Origin of the sequence: Parahaliea maris (assembly GCF_008064665.1) — a bacterium.
Lineage (GTDB): Bacteria > Pseudomonadota > Gammaproteobacteria > Pseudomonadales > Halieaceae > Parahaliea > Parahaliea maris.
In genome coordinates this window covers 190,601-215,097 of sequence record NZ_VRZA01000003.1, presented here as the reverse complement: position 1 = coordinate 215,097, position 24,497 = coordinate 190,601, and the positions used below count along the sequence as shown (strand labels likewise).

Here is a 24,497-nt window from a genome sequence, read left to right as displayed (position 1 = left end):
GCCGGCGGGCGGGTGAATTATGCGCCGAATCGCCGCCAGGCTGCGACCAACGGCGCCGAAATGGCCGCGTTTGGCCCTATAATGAGCCCATGCTCTTACATCAGATCACCGAAAACAGGCGCTACCTGTTCTGGACGCTGCAGGCCGCCGGCTGGAGCGGCTGGGCCTTCACGTTCTACCTGGGCGTGCTGTTCTGGGGCAAGTTGCCCAGTGAAAACTACCACTGGTACCTGCCGCTGATCAGCGCCATCGGGATGTGCCTGACGCTTCCCCTGCGCTCCCTCTACCGCTACATGTGGGATATGCCCATCATCCGCCGCGTTATCGCCATTTTACTCGGCTCCTACGCCGCGGGACTGACCTGGATGGCAACCCGCGGCGCCATTTTCTATGAAGTATTCCCCGAAGAGCGCAAGCCCTACGAACAACACGGCATGGCCTGGCACTCCTACTTCGACGGCAGCATCTCTGCCTTCTGGGTCATGCTGGTATGGAGTGCGCTGTACTTCGGCATCAAGTACTACCTGCAGTCCCAGGAGGAGAAGGAGCGTTGGCTCAAGGCCATGACCATGGCCCACCAGGCCCAGCTCAAGATGCTGCGCTACCAGTTGAACCCGCACTTCCTGTTCAACACCCTCAACGCCATCTCCACCCTGATCCTCGACCGGAATACGGAACTGGCCAACACCATGGTCACCCGGCTATCGCGCTTCCTGCGCTATTCGCTGGACAACGACCCCATGCAGAAGGTGACCGTCGCCCAGGAGATGGACGCCCTGCGGCTCTACCTGGATATCGAGAAAGTACGTTTTGACGAGCGCCTGCAGCTACACTTCGAGGTGGAGGACGGCGCCAGTACCGCACTGATGCCCAGCCTGCTTTTGCAACCCTTGGTAGAAAACTCCATCAAGTATGCCATCGCCAAAAGCATCGACGGCGGCGCCATTGCCATCAGCGCCCGTATCTTCGGCGGCGACCTGCTGTTATCGGTGGCCGACAATGGCCCCGGGCTGGACCTGCGCAACGGGCGCCTGCCCAAGGGAGGTGGCGTGGGACTGGCCAACTGCCGCGAGCGTCTCAAGGAAATCTACGGCGAAGACCAGAACTTCCGCCTTAGCACCACCGAGCCCCACGGGCTGACCATCAATATTCGCATACCCCTGGAACGGGAGGCCAAGGCCGCATGAACCCCCTCAGCACCATTATCGTCGACGATGAAAACCTCGCCCGCCGGGGCCTGTCACTGCGCCTGGCAGAGATTCCCGAGGTGAAGATTGTGGCGGAGTGCGCCAACGGCCAGCAGGCCCTGGCGGCGATAGCCGAGCACAGCCCGGACCTGGTGTTTCTCGACATCCAGATGCCGGGCATGGACGGCTTCGCGGTGGTGGAGGAAATGCAGTCCGACGACATGCCCATGGTGGTGTTCGTCACCGCCTTCGACCAGTACGCCGTCGACGCCTTCCGCATCCACGCGGTGGACTATGTGCTCAAGCCGATCGAGGACGAACGCCTGCACGAAGCAGTCGCCCGGGCCCTGGAGCAGCGCGCCCAGCAGGACTCGGTACGCGAGAAGGAGAAGCTGCTCAAGCTGGTTATGGGGCTGAACGGAGAAAATCCCGGCTCCATTGAAGAGCCGGGCACTAGCGGCGGCAAGCAATGGCCTGAAAAGCTCACCATCAAGGACGGCTGCGACATCCAGTTCATCAAGGTGGCGGATATCCAGTGGGTCGATGCGGCCGGTGACTACATGTGCGTACACGCCGGTGGCGACACCCACATCATGCGCATCACCATGAAGCAGCTGGAGGCCCAGCTCAATCCGGAGCAGTTCCTGCGGGTGCACCGGTCAACCATCGTCAATGCCAACGGCATTGTGCGCGCCCAGACCCTGAACAACGGCGAATACCTGCTGACCCTGGAGGCGGGCACCCAGATCAAGGTGAGCCGCAGCTATCGCGACAAGGTCAAGCACCTGATCGACGGCTGAGTCGGGTTCTACACCCCGCGGGGCACCAGCGGCCCCCGACACCCACTGCTGACGCCGTTCATCGCGGCCCAGCACCAGCCTGCCGCAGTTGCAGGTACAAACCGCGCCACCCCTGCTAACTTCCCGCCCATAACAGCATTTCAGGGTAGGGAAACAACGTGAATCTCACTGCCAGTTCACTGAAAAATCCGGCCGGAGTCGCGGTGGCTGTGGCGGTCATCCTGTTTTTTGGCCTGTGGAGCCTCACCCGCCTGCCGGTGCAATTGTTCCCGGACATCGAAAATCCCCGCATCAGCATCCAGACCGGCTGGCGCGCCGCCTCGCCACGGGAAGTGGAGTCGGAGATCATCGAACCCATTGAATCCGTTTTGCAGGGCCTGCCGGGCATGACCGAGATGGGCGCCTACGCCAACGCCGGCAACGCCTGGATCGAGCTGGAGTTCGGCCTGGAAACCGATATGCAACGGACCCTGGTGGATGTCATCTCCCGGATGAACCGACTCGATCCCCTGCCCCGTGACGCCACCCAGCCGGTCATCATGCTCGGTGGCGGCAACGGCGATACCCCCGCTCTGACCTTTTTCTTCCTGCAGTTGCTGCCCGGCACCGCGGGTAATATTTACGACTACATGCCCTTCGTAGAGGACGTGGTACGGCCGGTGATAGAAGCCGTTCCCGGCGTGGCGAGGGTCACCGCCTCCCAGAACAGCCAGGGGGGAGAGCAGCAGCTGGAAATCCTGTTCGATCCCTATCGTGCAGCCCAGTTTGGCATCCCCCTGACTGACGTCGCCGGCCAGCTTGGCCGCGCCAACGATATCAGCGGCGGCTTTGTCGAAGTGGGCCGGCGCCAGTACACGCTGCGCTTTACCGGCCGCTACGAACCCGCCGAACTGGAGGCCTTCGTGCTGGAGTGGCGCGACGGCCGGCCCGTCCACCTGGGCGACATTGCCGACATCCGTGTAACGCGTGGTGACCAGGTGCTCACCAACACCCAGAACGGCAACCCGGCGATTTCCATCCGCATCGACAAGGAGAACAGCGCCAACGCCCTGCAAACCCTGAATGCGGTCAAGGCCGCGGTGGAGGAACTGAATGCCGGGCCCGTGGCCGAGCGCGGCCTGGTCATGGCCCAGAGCTTCGACGCGTCGGTGTTCATCTACCGCGCCATCGGCCTGGTGGGCAGCAATATCGGCCTCGGCATCCTGCTGGCGGTGGGCGTGCTGTGGTGGTTCCTGCGCCGCTTCCGCGCCACGCTGGTGGTGGCCATCGCCATCCCGGTCTCACTGCTGGCCACCTTCATCATGCTCAAGCTGACCGGGCGCACCCTGAATGTCATCTCCCTCGCGGGGCTGGCCTTCGCGGTGGGCATGGTGCTCGACGCCGCCATCGTGGTGCTGGAGAACATCGTGCGCCTGCGGGAAAAGGGCGTCGACACGGATGAATCCTCCCTGCAGGGTGCCGGCCAGGTCTGGGGGGCGCTGCTCGCCTCTACCGCCACCACCGTGGCCATCTTCCTGCCGGTGATTTTCATGCGTGAGGTGGAGGGCCAGCTGTTTAGCGACCTGGCCATTACCATCGCCATCGCAGTGGTGGTATCGCTGCTGGTCGCGGTCACCATCCTGCCCCTGGTCGCCAAACTGTGGCTGCCCGAAGGCTCCCTGGAGGATCACAACCGCGGACTCTGGCAGCGCATCACCAACGCCGTGATGCGCCTGACCAGCACCCCGCGCAAACGCTGGGGGCTGGCGGCGGTGCTGATCACCGTACCGATTGGTACCAGCTACCTGCTGCTGCCGGAAATGGACTATCTGCCCCCGGTCAAGCGCGATGCCGTCGACGCCTACTTCCAGTTCCCCCCGGGCATGTCAGAAAAGACGATCGCCGATGAGTACATCAAGGTCCTCGACGCCCGCATGGCGCCCTTCATGCGCGGTGAAAGGGAGCCAGCCCTGAAGAACTACTACATCCTCACGTGGAACGGCGGCGGCGGTATGGGTGCCCGGGTGAAGGACCAGTCCCGGGTCAAGGAACTGGAGAAGATCATCAACGAGGAGATCTTCGCCGATCTGCCCGACCTCCAGCATTTCGCCAGCCAGGGCAACCTGTTCGGTGGCTTTGGCGGTGATCGCGAAGTGTCCCTGCACCTGCAGTCACGGGACCGCGAGGCGCTCGCCGAAGCGGCTGCGCTTGGGGAAAAGCTGCTACAAGAAGCACTGCCAGAGGCGATGGTGCGGGTGAATCCCAACCTGCAGCAGGCCGAGCCCGAGCTGCAGCTGGCACCCAACGACCGCAAGATCGCCGAGGCCGGCTGGTCGCGCGCCGACATGGGGACCCTGGTCAGGGCGATGGGAGACGGTCTCTACGTGGGCGAGCATTTCAATGGTGAAAAGCGCATGGACGTCATTTTGCGCGCCCGGGCCTGGGATTCGCCCGAGCAGCTCGCGTCCACCCCCATGGCCACTCCCGCGGGCACCGTGGTACCTCTGGCGGACTTGGTGGATATCAAGCGCACCGTGGGACCGAGCCAGTTGCGGCGCATCGACAGCCGGCGCACCATCAGCCTGAACGTGCGCCCCCCGGAAGACATGTCACTGGAGCATGTACTCGGCACCATCCGCCAGGAGGTCGAGCCGGAACTGAAAGCCGCGCTGCCGGCGGACGGCAATATCCTGTATGGCGGCAGCGCCAATGCCCTGACCCGCGCCATCCAGTCCATGGGCAGTAACTTCGGCCTGGCGCTGGTGGTCCTGTTCCTGCTGATGGCGGCGCTGTTCCGCTCCATGAAGGACAGCCTGCTGGTGGTGCTGGCCATGCCCCTGGCCATGGCCGGCGGCATTGCCGCCATGCGCCTGCTCAACCTGTTCACCTTCCAGCCCCTGGACCTGCTGACCATGATCGGCTTTGTGATCCTGTTGGGTCTGGTAGTCAACAACGCCATTCTGCTGGTGCACCAGACCCGCAGTGCCGAGCGCGAAGGGGTGAGCCGCCACCACGCGGTGGAACAGGCCCTGGAGACCCGCCTGCGGCCGATCTTCATGAGCACCCTCACCAGCATTTTCGGCATGCTGCCCCTGCTGCTGATGCCCGGTGCCGGCAGCGTGATCTATCGCGGCCTGGCGGCCGTCATCGTCGGCGGGATGTGTGTCAGCACCCTGTTCACCCTGCTGTTACTGCCCTGCTTCCTGCGTATGGGTGAAACCGGCGCACGGGTGGTGAGTGATAGCGGAAGCCCTGTACGCCGCCCCCTGAAATCCGTGGCCTGAGCTCTGAGGAATACGCCATGAACCGATTACAACGCCTTGTAAGCCCACTGCTGTTTTGCGCTGTTGCCGGCACCGCGAGCATCGCCGCTGCCCAGGCACCGGAAGCGGTGGTGGAACTGTCGAGTGTCACCGAAGGCGAAGCCGCGGCAGTGGTGCGCCTGCCGGGCACGGTGATTTCCACCCGGGACGCCGCCCTCTCCACCGAGGTGGCCGGACGGCTCACCTGGATTGCCCAGGTGGGAGACCGCATCGAACAGGGGGAGCCGGTCGCCAGGATCGACGAGCACCTGCTGCAACTGGAAGTCCGCGACCAGCGCGCTGAGATAGCCCGCCTGGATGCCGACATTGCCTATAACCAGCGCCAGATTGAACGCCTCGAGCGCCTGGCCAAACAGAACAACATGGCCCAGTCGGAACTCGACCAGGTCGCGTCCCGGCTGGAGATGCTACGCCAGGAACGCACCAGCGCGGAGGTTTCCCTGGAGCGCAGCCGCTACAACCTCGAACGCAGCCGGGTACCGGCGCCCTTTTCCGGTGTGGTGGTTGCGCGCAGTGCAGCCGAAGGTGAATACCTGCAAACCGGCGCCCCCCTGCTGCGGTTGGTGGATACCGATACCCTGGAAGTGAGCGTCAACGCACCTCTGCGCGTGGCGCGCCACAATCAAACCGGTGAGAGCGTACAGGTGGAAGCGGCGGACAGCCGGGTCGAAGCCCGAATTCGCGGCCTGGTACCCGTGGGGGACGCCCGCTCACGGATGATGGAGTTGCGCCTGGCACTGGACGAGAGCCCCTGGCTGATCGGCGAGGCGGTGACGGTTGAACTACCGGAGTCAGCGCGCCAGAGTGCGCTGCGGGTGCCGCGGGATGCGCTGGTGTTGCGGGATAATGAAGTGTTTGTCTACACCGTCGGCGACGACAACACCGCGCACAAGGTACCGGTCACAACGGGTGCGGGCCGCGGCAATTCCATCGCCGTCAGCGGCGAACTGCAGGTGGGCGACCCGGTCGTGGTACGGGGCGCCGAGCGCCTGCGTGAAGGGCAGGCAGTGCGGGTGATCCAGCACCACCTGGCGGCAGGTCCCTGAGGGGAACCTGCCGCTACGCCTGGCCAGCTCTACTCGGCCTCGCCGCCAAACAGGGCGATCACTCGCTCCTGCAGGCTGCTGATCGCATCTGACATCAGGGCAAAGTCGGCATCGAGTTTGGCGGCCTGGTCGGCCTCCGGCAGGTCCTCGTTTTCCTTCATCAGTTCCTCGGCAAACTTCAGGCGGCGCAGGCACAGGTCCTCGGCCATCACCAGCGACACCCGCTCCTCCCAGTTGAGCGACAGGCGCGCCACCAGCTTGCCGGCGTTGAGGTGGGTCTCGACTTCTTCACCCAGCAGGTCGACACCGCGGCAGCGCACTACGCCGCCCTCGTCACCGGCTTCACGCAGTTCGCACTCCTCGCCCAGGGCAAAATCCGCGGGCAGGTTCTGGTGCACCAGCCAGCTGGTCATGGTGGCGGTGGGGGCATTGTTGACCTGCGGTAGCACCACCGGGAAGGTACCGATGCACTCCCGCAGCAGGTTGAGCAGTTCCTCGGCACGGGTGGCGGTGGCGGCGTCCACGAAGACCCAGTTGCTGCGGGTATCGATATAGGCGTACACCCCACTGCGGCGGCTGAAGGCCCGCGGCAGGCAGTCCTGCACGATTTCGTCCTTCAGCGTAAGGCGTTCCTTGCGATAGACCTTGCGCGCCTGATCCGCCTCGATAGCCTCGACCTTCTCCTCCAGCATTTCCTTGACCACGCTCGAAGGGAGGATTTTATCTTCCCGTTTCAGGCGCAGCAGGAAACGGCCGTTGACCGCGTGCACCAGGGCGGTGGTCTCGCCGCCCAGCGCCGGTGCCCAGCCCAGGGCCAGGGGCTGTCCCGGGCTGCAGCGTTCAAATTCTCGCTGGGCCAGCTGCTCCTCGAGTTTTTCGGCGGACAGGTCGAAGGGGCTGGTCAGGCGGTAGGCCCGGAGATTTTTGAACCACATGGCAGACTCACTTGTGCAAAAGGCCGGGGATTGTAACGCAGCTCCCACGACCTGTGGCAGGGTTGTGCTGTTAAACCACTACCGACCGCAAACGCAAAAAGACAATACGCGTACAACATGTTGACCCCGGCTACCGCAGCGACCGTTGTCAGCGCGGCACGGGCTGGTTTTAATCTGGCCTGAACTCAATGACAGGAAAACCGCCATGGCCGCGACGCGCAAAACCAACCCCAGCCAACCCCGGCACACCCGTGATGTGGAACACTGGGACCTGGAAACCGACGTGGCCGTGGTCGGCTTTGGCGGCGCCGGCGGCTGTGCGGCAATTGAGGCAGCGGACGCCGGCGCAGAGGTTCACATCTTCGAACTGGCCAGTGCCAGCGGCGGCTCCACCGCCCTGTCCAGCGCCGAAATCTATATGGGCGGCAGCGGCGGCACCCGGGTCCAGCGCGCCACAGGATTCGAAGACAGCACCGAGGACATGTTCCAGTTCATGATGGCCTGCGCCGGCCCCCAGGCGGACGAGGCCAAGATCCGCAACTACTGCGAGCGCAGCGTGGAACATTTCAATTGGCTGGTGGGCCTCGGCGTCCCGTTCAAGGACAGCTTCCTCAACGAGCGCGCCATCATGTGCCTCACCGATGACGGCCTGCTCTATACCGGCAACGAAAAGGCGTGGCCCTTCTCCAGCATCGCCAAACCCTGCCCCCGGGGTCACAACCTTTACGTCGAAGGGGACAACGGCGGCCCCCTGTTCATGAAAATCGTCACCGAAAACGTGGAGCAGCGCGCCCGCATCCAGGTCCACTACGAGACGCGCGCCCTGACCCTGATCGTGGATGACAACGACGAGGTGGTGGGCCTGGTGGTGCGGGAGAACCAACAGGAACTGAACGTACGCGCCCGCGGCGGCGTCATTCTCTGCGCCGGCGGTTTTGTCATGAATCGGGAAATGGTTGCCCGACACGCCCCCAAACTGACTCTCGGCACCGAACCCATCGGCAACCCCGGGGACACGGGAAGCGGTATCCAGATGGGCCTGTCGGTCGGCGGCGCCGCCATCAACATGCACGAGGGCTTTATCACCCTGCCCTTCTACCCCCCTGCCAGCCTGACCTATGGCATTGCGATCAACGACAAGGGACAGCGCTTCATCAACGAGGATGTCTACCACGGCCGCTTCGGCGACTTCGTGTTGCGCCAGCCCTCCGAGCGGATCTACCTGATCCTCAATGTAGAGCACTATGCCGACTACGAAACCGCCAGCTACCTGGGCGCGCCGGTGGCCGGCACCGGCGAAACCGTCGCGGAACTGGAGGAAGAGCTCGCATTGCGTGAAGGCTCCCTGGCCTACACCCTGGCGACCTATAACGAGGACTGTGCCGCAGGCAACGACAGCCAGTTCCACAAGGCACCGGCCTGGCTACAGCCACTGGAGCCTCCGCTGGTCGCCCTGGACCTCACCCCCGGTCGCGGCGCTTTCGTGCCCCACTTCACCCTCGGCGGCCTCGACACCCTGCCCACCGGGGAGGTGGTCAACGAACAGCGGGATGTGGTGCCCGGCCTGTATGCCGCAGGCCGCACAGCCTGCGGCGTGGTACGCCGAGCCGAGGGCTATGCCAGCGGGATGTCAGTCGGGGACGCCACGTTCTCCGGCCGGCTCGCCGGGCTGCAGGCGGCGAAACGGCTCCAGACCCTGTTCTAGAACGTTTTCCAGACCCGCTCCAGCACACCCGGGCAAGAACACCCGACCTACGCCGGGCGCCCCTACGCCGGGCGCCCCTTGCCACTACCGGGTCGGGCTTCTACCATGGCCGCATCTGCGAGTCACTGGATTGCCAATGCCATGAGATATCTGCATACCATGGTCCGTGTAAAGGACCTGGACGCCTCCCTCGAGTTTTACTGCGACCAGCTCGGCCTGGTGGAGATCGAGCGCTGGGACAACGAGGGCGGCCGTTTCACCCTGGTCTTCCTTGCGGCACCCGCCGACGCGGAACGGGCGCGAGAGAAAAAAGCCCCGCTGGTAGAGCTCACCTACAACTGGGACCCGGAGGAGTACACCGGTGGCCGCAATTTCGGCCACCTGGCCTACCGCGTCGACAACATCTACGAGCTGTGCCAGCGCCTGATGGATGCCGGTGTCACCATCAACCGCCCGCCGCGGGATGGCCACATGGCCTTTATTCGCTCACCCGACGGTATTTCGGTTGAATTGCTGCAGGAAGGGGACCAGCTGGCGCCGGCCGAGCCGTGGGCCTCCATGGAAAATACCGGAACCTGGTAGGCGACGGGCTAACTCGGGCGAGGACATGAAAGCCAGCATTACGTCCCGCCTCATTCTGTACCTGACCGTATCTGCGGGCACCCTGGTTGCCTTCGCCCTGCTGGTGGATTATCGCCTGTCGCGCACCGAGATCCTCGAGCGCCTGCGGGTCGAGTCGCAGAAAACCGTGGTGGACGTGGTGCGCGACCTGGAGGGTTTGCTCGCCGGCGTGGAGGGGAACACCCGCTTCCTCGGCAGCATCCTGTCCCAGCAACACAGTGACGAACAGTCCATCAGTCGACTGCTGCAGGAAACGGTAGCCCAACACGCCGACATATTCGGCTCCACGGTCGCCCTCGCTCCAGCACAGTCCGCTCGCCCGCGCGGATTCGCCCCCTACTTTTACCAGCAGGGCGATGCCATAGCCTACTCCGATCTCACCCTGGGCGCGGAGCCTTACTGGGAGCGATCCTGGTTCACCGACGCTGCCCGCAGTGGCCAGCCCCGCTGGATCGAGCCCTATTTCGACGTCGGCGGCGCCGAGGTCTACATGACCACCTACTCGGTGCCGGTGTTCGAGGGCGAGAGCCACAGGGAACTGGTCGCCGTGGTCACTGCCGACATTACCCTCGACGAGTTGCACCGCTACATCAACCGGCTGGAACGCGGAGACCACGGTTTCGGTTTCCTGGTCAGTGCGGGGGGGCTGGTACTCTCCTCTCGCGGAACCTCTGCGGAGATGGTGCCCTACCAGCAGTTCCTGGCCAGTGAGGAACAGCGGGGCTTCTGGCAACAACTGCTGACCGAGGTCGAGCCGGGACAGGACAACTCCCGCATTACCGACTGTGAACTGGTAGAGGGGAACTGCATTATCCGCATGACCCGCCTGCGACACAGCGGCTGGATTGTGGGAGCCGTGTACTCGGAGCATGAAGTGCTGGCGGACCTGCGCGCCTACGAATTGAAAATTTTTGCCCTGGGGCTCGCCTGCCTGGTGGCAATGATCATTGTGGTCAACCTGGTGACACGCCGGATTACCCGGCCCCTGACAGCCCTCGCCGCATCCGCCGATCAGCTGGGAGCCGGGCAGCTCGATGCGTCCCTCCCCGAGGTTCCCGGGAAAGACGAGGTGGCGCGCCTGGTACAGTCCTTTGCCCATATGAAGGACGAACTCAGGCAGCATATTGCCGACCTGGAACAGGCTACTGCCTCCCGCAGCCGGCTGGAGGGTGAGCTGTCTGCCGCCCGCGAAATCCAGATGGCAATGCTGCCCCAGAGCGGCAAAGCCTGCGAGAGCCACCCCGACTTCGAGCTGTGGGCATCCGTGGAACCGGCCCGCACCGTAGGCGGCGACCTGTTCACCTTTGGCCTGGAGGGCCGCAGGCTCTATATGGCCGTGGGTGACGTCTCGGACAAGGGAGTCCCTGCCGCGCTTTTCATGGCCCGCGCCATCAGCCACCTGCGCCACCCCGGCAAACACAGCCCCGGACAGACACTGGCCGAGCTCAACAATGCACTGGCGCAGAACAACGGCAACTGCATGTTCGTCACGCTGCTACTGGCGGTGCTCGACCTCGACAGCCTGGAGCTAACCTGGGCCAGCGCCGGTCACACCCCGCCGCTGTGGCTACACAAGGGCTGTCCCGCCACGCTCCTGCAACACAGCGGGCCCGCTACCGGGCTGGCGGAGAACCAGCAATTTCCCGACAACCTCCTCCCGCTGGCGCGCGGCGACCGTCTGCTGATGTATACCGACGGCATCGACGAGGCTTTCAACCCGGCGGGCGAGATGTTCGGCAACGAGCGCCTGGCGCAGTGGCTGGCGGGTAGCGTCTCGCAATCACCGGAACAGGCCGGGGAAGATCTCTTGGCAACCCTTTCAGGGTTTGCCGAAGTTATCGCTCAATCCGACGACATTACTGCTCTGCTGCTGGATATTCCCGGCCACGGCAATGCCCGTCAGCACCAGCGCCTTTTCCACCTGACGCCGGACGTCACCGATGCCAGCCTGTCCTGGCTCGGCGCACTGCTGGGCTCCGACATTCCTGCCGGAGTCCGCAATGAATTACTGCTGGTGCTGGAAGAGGTCGTCACCAATATCTTCAAGTACAGCCAGCTGGGGGAAGCAGACCAGATCAGCGTCTCCCTGCAGGCCACCGATAGCGAACTCATCCTCTGCGTGCGCGACCAGGGCATTGCCTTCAATCCACTGGAGGATGCTCATCGGGCAGAACTGGGCGCGGATATCGCCCATGCCGAAATCGGCGGCCTTGGGGTACACTTGATCGAACAGTTGACCGACTGGCAACGCTACCGCCGGGAAGGGAGCGACAACTGCCTTGAGTTGGGGCGCAACCTCGGCGAAAGCTGACGGATCACCGGCAAAGGATGCAACCGCGATGAAGCTCGATACCAAACTGGAGACCGACGGCGACCGCTCTGTTGCCCGGCTCTACCTGATCGGCGCACTGAATTCAGACACGGCGCCGGAGTTCGAGACGATACTGGAGGGCGTGCTGGCCAAAGGCCTGAAGGTGAACGTACTGGATATGCGCGACCTGGACTACATCAGTTCGGCGGGTTTACGGGTAATCTTCAAGGCCGCCAAACAGGCCACCGCTGCCCACCAGCGTCTGGCTGCCAGCCATCGCAAACCGCACATCGAGAAAGTCTTCGAGATTCTCAAGGCGCTCCCGGACATGGCGGTGTTCGCCAACGACCAGGAGCTCGACGATTACCTCGATGCCATGCAGGCCCGCAGCCTCGAGGGCTGAATCAGGCCCGCAGGAAGTTGAGAATCCAGCGCCCGATCCGCTCGCTCTCGGGGTCCCGCGCGAGGGACGCCACCCCTGAGTTGTAGACGGGTTCACCAATCTGCTCGCGCCGGTATTCCATGATCTCCCGTGAGTATCCCGGCACAAATTCCGGGTGGCCCTGGAATGTCAGAATATGGTCACCCACCTGGCATACCGCGTTCTCGCAGAACTCGGAGCCGGCCAGGACCGTGGCACCGCTGGCGTTCTCGACCACCTGGTCCTGGTGGCTCACCAGAATGTCGAAGCCGGGTTCCGTTTTATCGTGCCAGTCGGGCTGGGAAGTAAAGGTGTGGGTGTGCAGGCCAACGCCCCAACCCTTGGGTGACTTTTCTACCCGACCGCCCAGCGCCTGGGCGACCAGCTGGTGACCAAAGCAGATGCCGACAATTTTTTTGCCGCGCCTGTCGAGTTCGCGCACGAAATCCATCAATACCCCGATCCAGGGTTTGTCGTCGTAGACGCTGCTCTTGCTGCCGGTAATGAGGTAGGCGTCGACTTCGTCGATGTCGGCGGGGTACTCGCCTTCTTCCACATCCCACACCCGAAATTCGATCTCGGGGTCGAGCCGCCCCAGCAGGGCCACAAACATGTCGGGATATTCCCCGAAGTCCGGGACCCACTCCGGGCGCACCGCATCGGTTTTCAGAATTCCAAGTTTCATAAGCTTTCCGTATCACTGACAGGCCGCTGACTATGCGCCTGTCTTCCACATAGTCGCCATCATAGGAAGGGCCCGGAATGCTGTCCATAACACCAAAGTGGCAGTTCTACGGGCGGAATTTGTCACACAACTGCCACATTACCGTCACGGCTTTGCCATGCTGGCAGCGCACACTGCCTCCATGAACACACTGCAAGAGCTAGATCTGCGTCTGCTTGCCAGGGTTTTCAGGCAGGGTGAACGGCGCATGGTGAGACCCCTGGCCCGCGCCCTTTCCCGCTCGGGCGACGGTTATCTGCACCTGCTTATCCCGGCGCTGCTGGCGCTGCTCGGTGCCCGGGAGCTCGATCAATTCTGTCTCCTGCTGGCGCTCTCGCTGTCGGTAGAGCGCTCACTCTACTTTGTACTCAAGAATACGCTCAAGCGGCGTCGACCGCAGGAAGCCGTGCCCGGGTTCCGCAGCCTGATCACCGCCTCCGACCAGTTCAGCTTCCCCTCGGGTCACAGTTCCGCCGCCTTCCTGCTGGCCAGCGCGCTGGTGCTGGTGTACGGCGGCCCGGTGATCGCCATGTACCTGTGGGCCACCTGCGTCGCCCTGAGCCGGATTGTCCTCGGAGTGCACTTTCCCGGAGACACCCTCGCCGGGGCCTTCATGGGTACCTCCTGCGCCCTGTTCACTGCTTCCCTGCTGGGCCTGGCCTGATGCGCATTCTCTACGGTGTACAGGCGACCGGGCAGGGCCATATCAGCCGGGCCCGGGCCATGGCCCGGGCACTGGCCCCTCTGGATGTCGAAGTTGACTGGCTGTTTACCGGACGTCCGCGGGACCGCCTGTTCGACATGGAGCCCTTCGGCACCTTTGCACACCGGCGTGGGCTAACCTTTGCCACCCGCTCCGGCGGCATCTCTTACCTCGGTACCGTGGTGGGGAATAACCTGTTCGAGTTTCTGCGCGACGCCCGCTCCCTGCGCCTCGGAGGCTACGACGCCATCGTCACCGATTTTGAACCGGTCTCAGCCTGGGCGGGTCACCTCGCGGGGATACGCACCATCGGTATCGGCCACCAGTATGCGTTTGGCTCCGGCACCCCGGTGAGCGGTGGCAATATGCTGTCGCGTTTTATCATGCGCCACTTTGCCCCGGTGGATGTGCCGCTGGGTCTGCACTGGCACCCTTACGGCAACAATGTACTGCCGCCAATTCTCGACCTGCCGGACCAGCCGCGGCAACAGGACGACCACGTCCTGGTTTACCTGCCCTTCGAGGACCAGGCGGAGGTTACCCGCTGGCTGCAGCAGTTCCCGCAGCAGCGCTTCCGCCAGTACGCTGCCGGCCTAGCGTGCGAGGAAGCGGGCAATGTGTTGCTTCACCCCACCAGCATCAGCGCCTTCAAACGCGACCTTGCCAGCAGCCGCGCGGTCATCTGTAACAGTGGTTTTGAACTGATCAGCGAGTGCCTGCAGTGGCGCAAGCCGGTGCTGACCAAACCGCTGGCAGGGCAGATGGAGCAGTTGTCCAACGCCAAAGCCCTGGCCCAGTTACGCTACGCCCGGGTGATCCACTCCCTGTGCAGCGACGCCCTTGCAGACTGGCTACAGCGCACTCCCGCGGCGCCGCCTGTCCACTTCCACAAGGTGCACGAGGTCCTGGCCCGCTGGCTGGCCGAGGGTGCGCGCCAGGCACCTGACCAACTCGCCGCCAGCCTCTGGCCCACGGCCCCGGGGCAGTTGCATACCCGCCCCCTGCACAGCTCCCGCCTGGACGCGCTGCCCTCGACCGCCGCCTGACAGCCATCTTCACTTGGGAATCACGCATCGCTGCGTTAGCCTAGCCTTTTGTCTGACAGGTTTTCCGCCGTGGGCCGGATTGTTCTATTACTGCTGGCCATCCTGGCCTTTCCCTCAACCGCCGCTGAGCAGCACCCTGGTTTTATCGGGGGCGACGCCTGCCAGGGCTGTCACGCCCAGGCCTACTCAGACTGGCAGGGTTCCCACCACGACCTGGCCATGCAAGCGGCGAATGCACAGACCGTTCTCGGCAATTTCGACAATGCCAGTTTCACCTATAACGGCATTACCTCCACCTTCTTCCAGCGTGACGGCAAGTACTTCGTAAACACCGACGGTGAAGACGGCAAGCTGGCAGAGTTTCCCGTGGAGTATGTATTTGGGGTCTACCCACTGCAGCAGTACCTGCTGCCCCTGACCCGCGGCCGCCTGCAGGCCCTGAGTATTGCCTGGGACAGCCGGCCGGCGGAGGAGGGCGGCCAGCGCTGGTTCCACCTCTATCCCGACGAGGCCATCGACGCCAGCGATCCGCTGCACTGGACCGGGCCCTACCAGAACTGGAACACGCGCTGCGCCGAATGCCACAGCACCGACCTGCAAAAAAACTACCACCTGCAGAGCAACAGTTTCGACACCCGCTACAGTGAAGTGAACGTCAGTTGCGAAGCCTGTCACGGACCCGGGGAGCAACACCGGGAGCTGGCCGGGGCTGGCAAGCTGGCCGGGGCCGACAACGCCGGATTCCCGGTAACGCTGGCCCAGCGGGCCCATTGGGCTTTTCCGGAAGGGGAGAGTATTGCCCGGCGGCGCAGCGCCCTGGACAGTAACCACCAGGTCGATACCTGCGGCCGCTGCCACGCCCGCCGGGGAACGCTGGGCGACTACCACTACGGCGCCAGCCTCCCTGACACCCATCGGGTCACCCTGCCGCGTTGGCCCGAGTACTACCACGATGGCCAGGTGCGCGATGAAGACTACGTCTACGGCTCTTTCCTGCAAAGCAAAATGCATCAGGCCGGGGTGGTATGCAGCAACTGCCATGAACCCCACAGCCTGCAATTGCGGGCGGAGGGTAACGGCGTGTGTGCCCAGTGCCACAGGGCCGATGTTTACGACGCCACGGCACACCACCATCACCCTGCCGGTTCGACCGGGGCCCAGTGCGCCAACTGCCATATGCCGGAGACCACCTACATGGTAGTGGACCCGCGGCGGGATCACAGCATGCGCATTCCCCGCCCCGACCTGAGCGTGATGCTGGACACGCCCAACGCCTGCACCACCTGCCACAGTGAACAGAACGACGAGTGGGCCCTGGAGGCACTGCGCGATTGGGGGGTACAGTTTACCGATACGGGCACCCACCCGGCCCGCGCCTTTGCCGGGGTAGCGGCCGGGGACACCCGCGGGCTGCCACGGCTGGCGGAACTGGCCAGCGACCCGGGCGCCGCACCGATCTGGCGTGCCGCGGCGATGGAAAGTCTTGGCCAGTCCGGCGACCGGCAATCACTGGAAGTGGCACGCAACCTGCTGACTTCCAAAGACCCACTGCTGCGCGCCAGCGCGGTCAACGCGCTGTCCTCCCTGCCCCTGCCCCGGCGTTTCCAGCTGTTGCAGCCCCTGATCGCAGACGAGGTGACCTCGGTACGACTGGCGGTGGCGGAACAACTGGCCGCGGTACCGCTGGATCAGCTGCGTGAACCCGATGTCGAGGCGCTACTCGCACTATTCAGTGAATACCAGTCCATTGCCACACAACACGCTGACATGCCCGGGAACCGGGTTCAACTGGGCGTGTTCCTGGCCACCCGGGGCGACCTGCCCGCCGCCGAGGCCGCCTACCGTGGGGCGATCGGGATGAATCCGCAGTTGCTCCCCGCCCGCCTCAACCTGGCGGACCTGCTGCGCAGCCAACAGCGTGAAGACGAGGCGCGGGAGCAACTGCTGGCCGCCCTGGCGGTCGCTCCCGGCAACGGCCCCACCCTGTTTGCCCTCGGCCTGCTCGAGACGCGAGTGGGAAATTCGGAAAAGGCGCTGGACTATCTGGGCCAGGCCGCCGCCGGGGAAACCAGCGGTATTCGCCAGCGCTACGTATATGCGGTGGCGCTCCATGACCTGGGCCAACCCAGCAAGGCAATTATCCAGCTGGAAAAACTGCTGCGCCAGGCCCCCCAAAGCGCGGAGGTGCTGCTGGCCCTGGCCAACTACAGCGCCGAGCAGGGTAACCTGGAGGCGGCACGACGCTATGCGACGCGCCTGCAGGCGACGGACCCCCGCAATCCGGCCTACGGACAATTGCTGCGCAGCCTGGGCGCGGGTTCCAACTGAGCGGGGCAGAATCCCGGTTTTCAACTAAGCTCTGTAACGATGAAGTTACGGGGAATAGCCATGCACCGACTGCTCCTGATTATCAGCGCCCTGTTCCTGTTGTCGTCAGCGAGCCTGCAGACACTGGGTGAGGACGCGCTACCGCCGCCAGTCAATGGCGTCAGTTTCGAGGAATGGGCTGCCGCCAACGCCCGGCTGGCCAATCAACAGCCCCAGGCGGAGGTACTGGCCGTGCTCGGCGTCGATGCCAGCCAGTGGGAGAGGGTAAATACCGAGTTTCTGGAAGCATTGAAACAGTCGGGAGCGGGGTCACCATTGATGCGGCGCTACGCCGAAATCTTCGCCCAACCTGCGGTGGGGCGTTTTGCCGGGCAGGACAGTCAGCCCCAGGTCGGGAACAAGCTGGCGACCTATGAGGATTATGCGCGGGTCCAGGCCCATTTGACCGTGGCTTCAGAGTACGGCGAGGACCCCCAGAAAGTACTGGCGGAGCACGATCTCACAGTCTACGAGTTTTCCCAGGAAACGGGCCGCTGGATCCAGGCCAGGGCCCGTGCCGCCTCGGACCGCAGCGAGGCCCTGCGCATGAACCAGATCATGGCCCAGTTCGAGGAAGAATATCGCCAGCGCTACGCCCGGTGACGCCAGGCTGGCACAAACGCGATCGGCGAGCGGGTCAAAGCCCCGCCAGAAACTCCAGCAGTGCCCGGTTAGTCGCCATGGGCTGCTCCTGCTGAACGAAATGCCCCGCCCCGGCAACTCTCAGATCAGCGCGCAAGTCCGGTACCAGTCCACGCTGTCGTTCCCACACCTCCGGCGGGCAGAGCTTGATGACGGGGTCGTTTTCACCCGCGAGGAACAGCGCCGGGCAGGGTAGCGGCTGGTGCAGGCTCTCACGGAAAGCGATCCAGTTGGCATCCATAACGCGGTAGGCATTCAGCCCCCCGGCGAACACCGCCGGGCCCGGCTGGGCCAGATAGCTGGTCAGGTAATACTGGAATTCTGACTCGCTGAGCCAGGGCCACGGTAAGGGTGTCACAGGTTCGGCCAGTACATCGAGATACCTGGTCCCTTCGCTGGGATAGTTCTGCCAGTCAAGCAGATGGCCGTCACTGCTCAGCGCCCAGAACAGCCGGCGCAGAAAGGTTTCCTCGTTCCCCTCCAGGTCGGCCTCCGCCACGCCAGGTTGCTGGAAGTAGTGCATGTGGAAGAAGTGTTGCTCGGCCACGGCGGCGAACTGTGTCGAAGGCAGTACATCCCCGCCCCCCGCCAGCGGCATTCCCCGGGGTGAAGCCAGGGCGGCCACAGCGGCAATGCGATCGGGGTAATGCACCCCCATGTGCCAGGCCAGGTTGGCCCCGAAGTCATGTCCCACCAGCACGGCACTGTCGGCGCCGTAGTGGTCGAGTACGGCGAGCAGGTCCGCAGCCTGGCGGTCGAAGCGATAGGCCGCGGTATCGAGAGGCCGGGAACTGGCGCCGTAGCCGCGCATGTCCAGGGCCACCGCCTGGTAACCCGCTCCGGCCAGCGCCGGAAGCTGGTGGCGCCAGCTGTACCACAACCCGGGAAAGCCGTGGGCCAGCAGTACCAGTGGACCCTCCCCGGCACTGACCCAGTGCAAGGTAAGCTCTCCCTGCTCCAGGCTATGGTGTTTGAAAACCGCGGCAGACACGGCAGTCAGGCGTCTGTCAGGGAGCAGACGCCGGCTTGAAGACCAGATGGAATGTAACCGGGACCGCGGTACTGATGCTGTTGAGTCCCGCAACTTCCTGCAACGCGGCAACGCCTTTGGCCAGATCGAAGGAAGCGGCGCTTACCATCACCGGCCGGGATGTAATCACCCGCAGTACACCAGAGGCCTCGTTGATGACCACGACCGGCGCCGACACTGTCGCCTCCACGCCGTGCAGGGAAAGGGTCACCTCGAGGTCTGTCGTCAGCACAGTACCCGGTTCCAGCGCAGCGAGCACCGCGGGGTCGACCTTGCCGCTCACATTCGCTGACGAAAAGCTTTCCGTCTCGAACAGCATCTTGCGCATGCGCTCATCACGGATTTCGATCCCGGTGTCGACCGAAGCGAGATCGATGGCGAGCTGCACCGTGCCATCCTCACCCACGAATCCCACCAGGGTGTCGAAACGGTGGGTTTCAGCGACGGCGGCATTCTTCACGGAGATAAAATTGAGACTGGAGTTGCCGTTGTCCAGCTCCCACTGCGCCGCGGCCCCCCCGGCGCTGAGCAACAAGCCCAGGCCCGCGGTGGATGCGATAAGTCGTTGCCACATTCCCATCTTTCCTACCTCCGTTAAGCCGGGCCGGCAGTGGCCCGGTTGCATTCAAAGTGTACTGCGGCAATGCCGCATTTTTTTGCAACGCTACCTTTCCACGCTACCTTTCCACGCTACTTTGCCACGCTACTATAACGCGACGTCAGCCAGATCGCCTTTCTGCTCCAGCCAGGCCTTGCGGTCGGAAGAGCGTTTTTTGGCCAACAGCATGTCGAGCATGGAATTGGTGTCGTCGCCCGGGTCCAGTACCAGGCGCACCAGGCGGCGGGTATCCGGGTCCATGGTGGTTTCGCGCAGCTGCAGGGGGTTCATTTCCCCCAGGCCCTTGAAGCGCTGCACATTGATCTTGCCTTTCTTTTTCTCCGCCTCGATGCGATCCAGCACGCCCTGTTTCTCGGCCTCGTCGAGAGCGTAGAAGACCTCCTTGCCCACGTCGATCCGGTACAGGGGTGGCATGGCGACGAATACATGGCCCGCCGCTACCAGCGGGCGGAAGTGGCGCACGAACAAGGCGCAGATCAGGGTGGCGATGTGCAGCCCGTCGGAATCGGCATCGGCGAGGATGCAGACCTTGTGGTAGCGCAGGCCGCTGAGGTCATCCGAAGCCGGGTCGATGCCGAGGGCCACGGAAATATTGTGCACCTCCTGCGACGCCAGGATTTCCTGGGAGTCCACCTCCCAGGTATTCAGAATCTTGCCCCGCAGGGGCAGGATAGCCTGGAACTCGCGGTCGCGGGCCTGCTTGGCAGAGCCGCCGGCAGAGTCACCCTCCACCAGGAACAACTCGCCGCGTGCGGGGTCTTCGCCGGAGCAGTCCGCCAGTTTGCCGGGCAGGGCCGGCCCTGCGGTGACCTTTTTACGGGTGACTTTCTTGGCGGAACGCAGGCGGCTCTGGGCGTTGCTGATACACAACTCGGCGAGACGCTCGGCTTCCTCGGTGTGCTGGTTCAACCACAGGCTGAAGGCATCCTTGGCCACGCCAGATACAAAGGCAGCCGCCTCGCGGGAGGACAGGCGCTCCTTGGTCTGGCCGGAAAACTGGGGGTCCTCCAGCTTGGAGGACAAAATGTAACAGCAGCGCTCCCAGATATCGTCGGGCGTCAGCTTGACCCCCCGGGGCAACAGGCTGCGCAGTTCACAGAACTCACGCATGGCGTCGAGCAGACCGGTGCGCAGGCCGTTGACGTGGGTGCCGCCCTGGGCGGTGGGAATCAGGTTCACGTAGGACTCGGCAACCACTTCGCCACCCTCGGGCAGCCACTGGACGGCCCACTCCACTGCCTCGGAGGAACCGCTGAAGCTGCCGGTAAAAGGCTGCTCCGGCAGGCAGGGGTAGTCGATCGTGGAGTCGGCCAGGTAATCGGTCAGCCCATCCTCGTAGTACCACTCGTCGCTTTCGCCTTTCTTCTCGTCGCGGAAGGTCACCCGCAGGCCCGGGCACAGTACAGCCTTGGCACGCAGTACGTGGCGCAGGCGGGACACCGAGAAGTTGACCGAGTCGAAGTACTTCGGGTCCGGAGTGAAGCGTACCGCGGTGCCGGTATTGCGCTTGCCGCAGGTATCGATCACCTCCAGGTCGGACTTTTTCTCGCCGCCCCCGAAGACGATGCGGTGAACATTGCCATCGCGCCGGATGGTCACCTCCAGCTCATTGGACAGGGCGTTCACTACCGAGACCCCCACACCGTGAAGGCCGCCGCTAAACTGGTAGTTCTTGTTTGAGAACTTGCCGCCGGCGTGGAGGGTCGAGAGGATCACCTCCACCCCGGGCTTGCCCTGCTCCGGGTGGATGTCCACCGGCATGCCGCGGCCGTTATCGCTGACCGACAGGCTGCCATTCTTGTACAGGACCACATCGATGCGATCGGCGTGGCCGGCCAGGGCCTCGTCGACGCTGTTGTCGATGACCTCCTGGGCCAGGTGATTGGGTCGGGTGGTATCGGTGTACATGCCGGGGCGCTTGCGCACCGGCTCCAGCCCGGTGAGGACTTCGATATCTTCAGAGGTGTACTGGGTCATGCTCGCGGATTACTTCAGGACTTATCGCGCCCATTGTACACAAGGCCCGGCCCGGTGCAGCGCCGGTGTTTACAAATATCCGCGCTGCTGCAGATTGATCTCGAAAGTCACCCCCTCGACCCGGGACACGCCGGTGTCGATTCGCCCGTCCCCGTGCAGCTCCAGCCAGCGATAGCCGGGCGGCAGGTCGTCGGCCTGGAAATCTTCACTGCCCGGCGCAAACTGGACACAGGTAGACGGCGAGGCCAGCAGGCGCACGCTTCCGCGCTGCCGATCCACCTCCTGGTGGATATGCCCCCACAGCAGGGCCTTGACCCCGGGGTAGCGGTCGGTAATGGCAAACAGGGCGTCGGCATCCGCCACCATCTGCTCATCCAGCCATGCACAACCGATGGCCACGGGTTGGTGGTGCAGGCAGATCAGGCTGTGAAGGCCCGCTTCGGACGCCCCGGACAGCGCCTCATCGAGGGCGCGCAGTTGCATGGGGCCAATCTCGCCGCCAATCTCCCCGGGCACCTGTGAGTTGAGCAGGATGATCTGCCAGGCGCCGACGCGGATATCCCCGGACATGATGCGTTCACTGCCCGGTACCGCTTGCATGGCGGCGCAGTCATCGTGGTTTCCGGGCAGCCAGAACTGCCGCGGGCAGAAGGCCGCGAGGGCGGACTGCAGGCGGCGGTAGGCGGCTGGGGCACCGCCATCGGCCAGGTCTCCGGTAGCCAATACGAGATCTGCACTGCGGCCATCGCGGCGGGCCTGTTCGACGACCGCCAACATCGAGTGATCGGTATCCATTCCCAGCAGGCGACCGCCGAGTTCGGCACCGAGATGGCAGTCGGTAAACTGACAGAGACGCACGGAGGGGCCGTCGTGGGTCAGGTCCAGTCGCTTTAGGCCGTGAAACATGGAGTTGCGGGTCCGCCGTCAGCCGACCACTGGGGGAATGGGAGCACGACCGTGTTCCAGGCAGTGTTCCAGCCACTCCGACAGGAACTGGTTCTGCTGGATTTTTTCATCCTGCTGCAACATGTGGGTGTTGGGATATTCATAGCGTGCCGCAATCCGCCCCTGGGACTGGAATACGCTCACCTCCAGCATACCGGCGTCGTGGTAGGCGCGGACATCGACGCGCAGGCGACCCAGCCAGCGGGCGTCGGCATGGTATTGTTGCAGGCGGAAAAAGGTGGTGTAACGGCTGCGTTCAAGCACTTCCAGCACAATGCGTGCCGAGCCGAGATGGAACTCTCGGGTATTTGCGTGTTCGTAATCGGGGAACAGGCGTAAAACTCGCGCATAATTGGCTTCGCAGACTGCATGCAGCCTGACGATATCCATCTTGAAGGGCCGTTTGCGGGCCCGTTGTACGCTCATTGCCGACTCCGAAAATGATGATTCGCATGGCTGCGCGCCTGTTCCTGCGTAACTGTCACACGCTCTTGCGATGAATACACCGCCAGGCGCGACAGACGCCCGGGGCGCTCGTGGACGAATATTGAGTGTAGCATTTACCATGGCACATTCGACGGGTCCGGAGCAGCTTTTATTGCGGCGTATTAACATGCGCCGCTGGACCCACACTGGTAAACTGCCGAGCGCTTACCCGCTTGACACAGGGGAAATCCATGAAACCAACCAGACTTGCGCTGCTCGCGCTGTCCCTTTCTATCGCTGCGAATACCGCCAACGCGGAATCGCTCAGGGATATTTACGAGCTCGCACTGGAGAACGACGCCCAGCTGAAAGCCGAACAGGCGCAGTACCGGGCCAATCTCGAGAACGAAAACCTCGGCCGCGCGGCCCTGCTGCCGCAAATCAACGCCAGCTACGACTACAGCAGCTCGGACCAGGACCGGACCGGTGAGAGCGTCGGCATTACCGAAGACGGCACTTTCGGTAGGTTCGACACCTTTACCAATACCGACACCGATACCGACGGCTACCAGGTGTCCCTGAACCAGGCAATCTTCGACCTGCCGGCCTGGTTTACTTTCCAGTCGGGTAAAGAGTTTACCCGCCAGGCGGAAGCGACTTTCGCCGCCAACCAGCAGAACCTCATCGTGAGAGTGGTGGAAGCCTACCTCGGTGTGCTGCGGGCACAGGACAACCTCGCCGCCTCCAAGGCGGCGGAACGCGCCTTCGAGCGTCAGCTGGAACAGACCCAGCAGCGCTTCGAAGTCGGGCTGATCGCCATTACCGACGTTTACGAAGCCCAGGCCGCCTACGACCTGTCCAGGGTCAACCGGATCGTCGACGAGAACAACGTCAGTGTGGCCCTGGAAACACTGTCGGTGCTTACCGGGCAGCACCACGACACCCTGGATGTCCTCTCGGCCAACTTCGACGTGAAAACGCCCGAACCCATGGACCGTTCAGCCTGGGTGGATTTTGCCCTGCAGAACAACTTCAACCTGCAGGCTGCGCGCTACGCCGAGGAAGTGGCGCGCAACTCCGCCAAAGCCAACAAGTTCGAACACGCACCGAAAGTTGTCGGCAGCTACGCCTACTCGGACTACAGCACCGATGGCGAGCTGACCCGGCGCCCGAGCACAGAGTTCGATACCTCGCCGGATAACGATACCGAACTGAGCCAGTGGCAGATCAGCCTGCAGGTGCCGCTGTTCAGCGGTGGAGCCGTCAGCGCCAACCGCCGCCAGGCGGCCGAGCAGTTCAACGCCAGCCGCGAGAACCGCATCAACCTGGCGCGCAACACAGTGACCAACACCCGTTCCCTGCACATGACAGTGGTGAGCGACGTGTCCCGGGTCGCCGCTCGCAAGCAGAGCATCGTGTCGTCCAGGAGCGCCCTGGATGCAACACAGGCGGGCTACGAAGTCGGTACGCGAAATGTGGTGGACGTGCTGAACGCCCAGAACACCCTGTTTGCCGCCCAGCGCGACTACGCCAACAGCCGTTACGACTACGTACTCGACATGCTGCGCCTGAAAGAGCAGGCCGGCCTGCTGAGCCCGGAGGATGTGTACCGCCTGGACGAAGCACTGGAAGAACCACCCGCACCCACCGCCAGCACTACCGGCACAACGGGGTCTTCTACCCCGTGACC

Annotated in this window: 20 protein-coding genes; 13 read left to right on the top strand and 7 right to left on the bottom strand. The window is 63.7% G+C overall.

Annotated features, from left to right (window positions below; translation table 11 throughout):
- Positions 1 to 89: 89 nt before the first annotated feature.
- From FV139_RS09360 to FV139_RS09345, 4 genes are all read left to right on the top strand, one after another.
- On the top strand, positions 90 to 1,187 hold the full coding sequence (locus FV139_RS09360; RefSeq protein ID WP_148068177.1) for a sensor histidine kinase: 1,098 nt from the start codon (positions 90 to 92) through the stop codon (positions 1,185 to 1,187).
- On the top strand, positions 1,184 to 1,987 hold the full coding sequence (locus FV139_RS09355; protein ID WP_148068176.1) for a LytR/AlgR family response regulator transcription factor: 804 nt from the start codon (positions 1,184 to 1,186) through the stop codon (positions 1,985 to 1,987). Before FV139_RS09360 ends, FV139_RS09355 begins: the two co-directional genes overlap by 4 nt.
- A gap of 158 nt (positions 1,988 to 2,145) precedes the next feature.
- Positions 2,146 to 5,250, top strand: a complete 3,105-nt coding sequence (locus FV139_RS09350; protein WP_148068175.1) for an efflux RND transporter permease subunit — start codon at positions 2,146 to 2,148, stop codon at positions 5,248 to 5,250.
- Between the two features lie 17 nt (positions 5,251 to 5,267).
- Positions 5,268 to 6,335: an efflux RND transporter periplasmic adaptor subunit gene (locus FV139_RS09345; protein WP_148068174.1), complete on the top strand. Its 1,068-nt coding sequence runs from the start codon at positions 5,268 to 5,270 to the stop codon at positions 6,333 to 6,335.
- Between the two features lie 29 nt (positions 6,336 to 6,364).
- Here the strand turns inward: FV139_RS09345 and rdgC are convergent, their stop codons facing one another.
- Positions 6,365 to 7,270, bottom strand: a complete 906-nt coding sequence (gene rdgC, locus FV139_RS09340; protein WP_148068173.1) for a recombination-associated protein RdgC — start codon at positions 7,268 to 7,270, stop codon at positions 6,365 to 6,367.
- Between the two features lie 205 nt (positions 7,271 to 7,475).
- Between rdgC and FV139_RS09335 the strand changes: the two genes are divergently transcribed.
- From FV139_RS09335 to FV139_RS09320, 4 genes are all read left to right on the top strand, one after another.
- Positions 7,476 to 8,975, top strand: a complete 1,500-nt coding sequence (locus FV139_RS09335; RefSeq protein ID WP_148068172.1) for an FAD-dependent oxidoreductase — start codon at positions 7,476 to 7,478, stop codon at positions 8,973 to 8,975.
- 141 nt (positions 8,976 to 9,116) lie between these two features.
- Positions 9,117 to 9,557, top strand: coding sequence for a VOC family protein (locus FV139_RS09330; protein WP_148068171.1), 441 nt, complete (start codon positions 9,117 to 9,119; stop codon positions 9,555 to 9,557).
- 25 nt (positions 9,558 to 9,582) lie between these two features.
- The gene (locus FV139_RS09325) at positions 9,583 to 11,907 is read left to right on the top strand and encodes a SpoIIE family protein phosphatase (RefSeq protein ID WP_187276466.1); all 2,325 of its coding nucleotides are present in this window, start codon (positions 9,583 to 9,585) and stop codon (positions 11,905 to 11,907) included.
- Between the two features lie 28 nt (positions 11,908 to 11,935).
- Positions 11,936 to 12,310: an STAS domain-containing protein gene (locus FV139_RS09320; protein WP_148068169.1), complete on the top strand. Its 375-nt coding sequence runs from the start codon at positions 11,936 to 11,938 to the stop codon at positions 12,308 to 12,310.
- Position 12,311: 1 nt separating this feature from the next.
- On the opposite strand, the gene FV139_RS09315 is transcribed toward FV139_RS09320, so the two are convergent.
- The gene (locus FV139_RS09315; protein WP_148068168.1) at positions 12,312 to 13,013 is read right to left on the bottom strand and encodes a glutamine amidotransferase-related protein; all 702 of its coding nucleotides are present in this window, start codon (positions 13,011 to 13,013) and stop codon (positions 12,312 to 12,314) included.
- 247 nt (positions 13,014 to 13,260) lie between these two features.
- On the opposite strand from FV139_RS09315, the gene FV139_RS09310 reads away from it, so the two are divergent.
- The 4 genes from FV139_RS09310 (at position 13,261) to FV139_RS09295 (ending at position 17,771) form a co-directional block, all read left to right on the top strand.
- Positions 13,261 to 13,716: a phosphatase PAP2 family protein gene (locus FV139_RS09310; protein WP_148068167.1), complete on the top strand. Its 456-nt coding sequence runs from the start codon at positions 13,261 to 13,263 to the stop codon at positions 13,714 to 13,716.
- A complete protein-coding gene (locus FV139_RS09305; protein ID WP_148068166.1) occupies positions 13,716 to 14,801 on the top strand; it encodes a glycosyltransferase family protein in 1,086 nt (361 codons plus the stop codon). Before FV139_RS09310 ends, FV139_RS09305 begins: the two co-directional genes overlap by 1 nt.
- Positions 14,802 to 14,870: 69 nt before the next feature.
- The gene (locus tag FV139_RS09300; protein ID WP_235898604.1) at positions 14,871 to 17,129 is read left to right on the top strand and encodes a HEAT repeat domain-containing protein; all 2,259 of its coding nucleotides are present in this window, start codon (positions 14,871 to 14,873) and stop codon (positions 17,127 to 17,129) included.
- A 60-nt stretch (positions 17,130 to 17,189) separates the two neighbouring features.
- Positions 17,190 to 17,771, top strand: a complete 582-nt coding sequence (locus FV139_RS09295) for a hypothetical protein (protein WP_148068165.1) — start codon at positions 17,190 to 17,192, stop codon at positions 17,769 to 17,771.
- Between the two features lie 34 nt (positions 17,772 to 17,805).
- Here the strand turns inward: FV139_RS09295 and FV139_RS09290 are convergent, their stop codons facing one another.
- From FV139_RS09290 to FV139_RS09270, 5 genes are all read right to left on the bottom strand, one after another.
- Positions 17,806 to 18,750, bottom strand: coding sequence for an alpha/beta fold hydrolase (locus FV139_RS09290; RefSeq protein ID WP_213004078.1), 945 nt, complete (start codon positions 18,748 to 18,750; stop codon positions 17,806 to 17,808).
- A gap of 67 nt (positions 18,751 to 18,817) precedes the next feature.
- On the bottom strand, positions 18,818 to 19,414 hold the full coding sequence (locus FV139_RS09285) for a YceI family protein (protein ID WP_187276465.1): 597 nt from the start codon (positions 19,412 to 19,414) through the stop codon (positions 18,818 to 18,820).
- A gap of 132 nt (positions 19,415 to 19,546) precedes the next feature.
- Complete coding sequence (gene parE, locus FV139_RS09280; RefSeq protein WP_148068163.1) at positions 19,547 to 21,436, bottom strand: DNA topoisomerase IV subunit B; 1,890 nt, start codon at positions 21,434 to 21,436, stop codon at positions 19,547 to 19,549.
- A gap of 69 nt (positions 21,437 to 21,505) precedes the next feature.
- The gene (cpdA, locus tag FV139_RS09275; protein ID WP_148068162.1) at positions 21,506 to 22,342 is read right to left on the bottom strand and encodes a 3',5'-cyclic-AMP phosphodiesterase; all 837 of its coding nucleotides are present in this window, start codon (positions 22,340 to 22,342) and stop codon (positions 21,506 to 21,508) included.
- Between the two features lie 18 nt (positions 22,343 to 22,360).
- Positions 22,361 to 22,807 carry a DUF1249 domain-containing protein gene (locus FV139_RS09270; protein WP_148068161.1) on the bottom strand — a complete coding sequence of 149 codons (447 nt, stop codon included), beginning with the start codon at positions 22,805 to 22,807 and terminating at the stop codon, positions 22,361 to 22,363.
- A 251-nt stretch (positions 22,808 to 23,058) separates the two neighbouring features.
- On the opposite strand from FV139_RS09270, the gene FV139_RS09265 reads away from it, so the two are divergent.
- A complete protein-coding gene (locus tag FV139_RS09265; RefSeq protein WP_148068160.1) occupies positions 23,059 to 24,495 on the top strand; it encodes a TolC family outer membrane protein in 1,437 nt (478 codons plus the stop codon).
- The last annotated feature ends 2 nt before the right edge of the window (positions 24,496 to 24,497 follow it).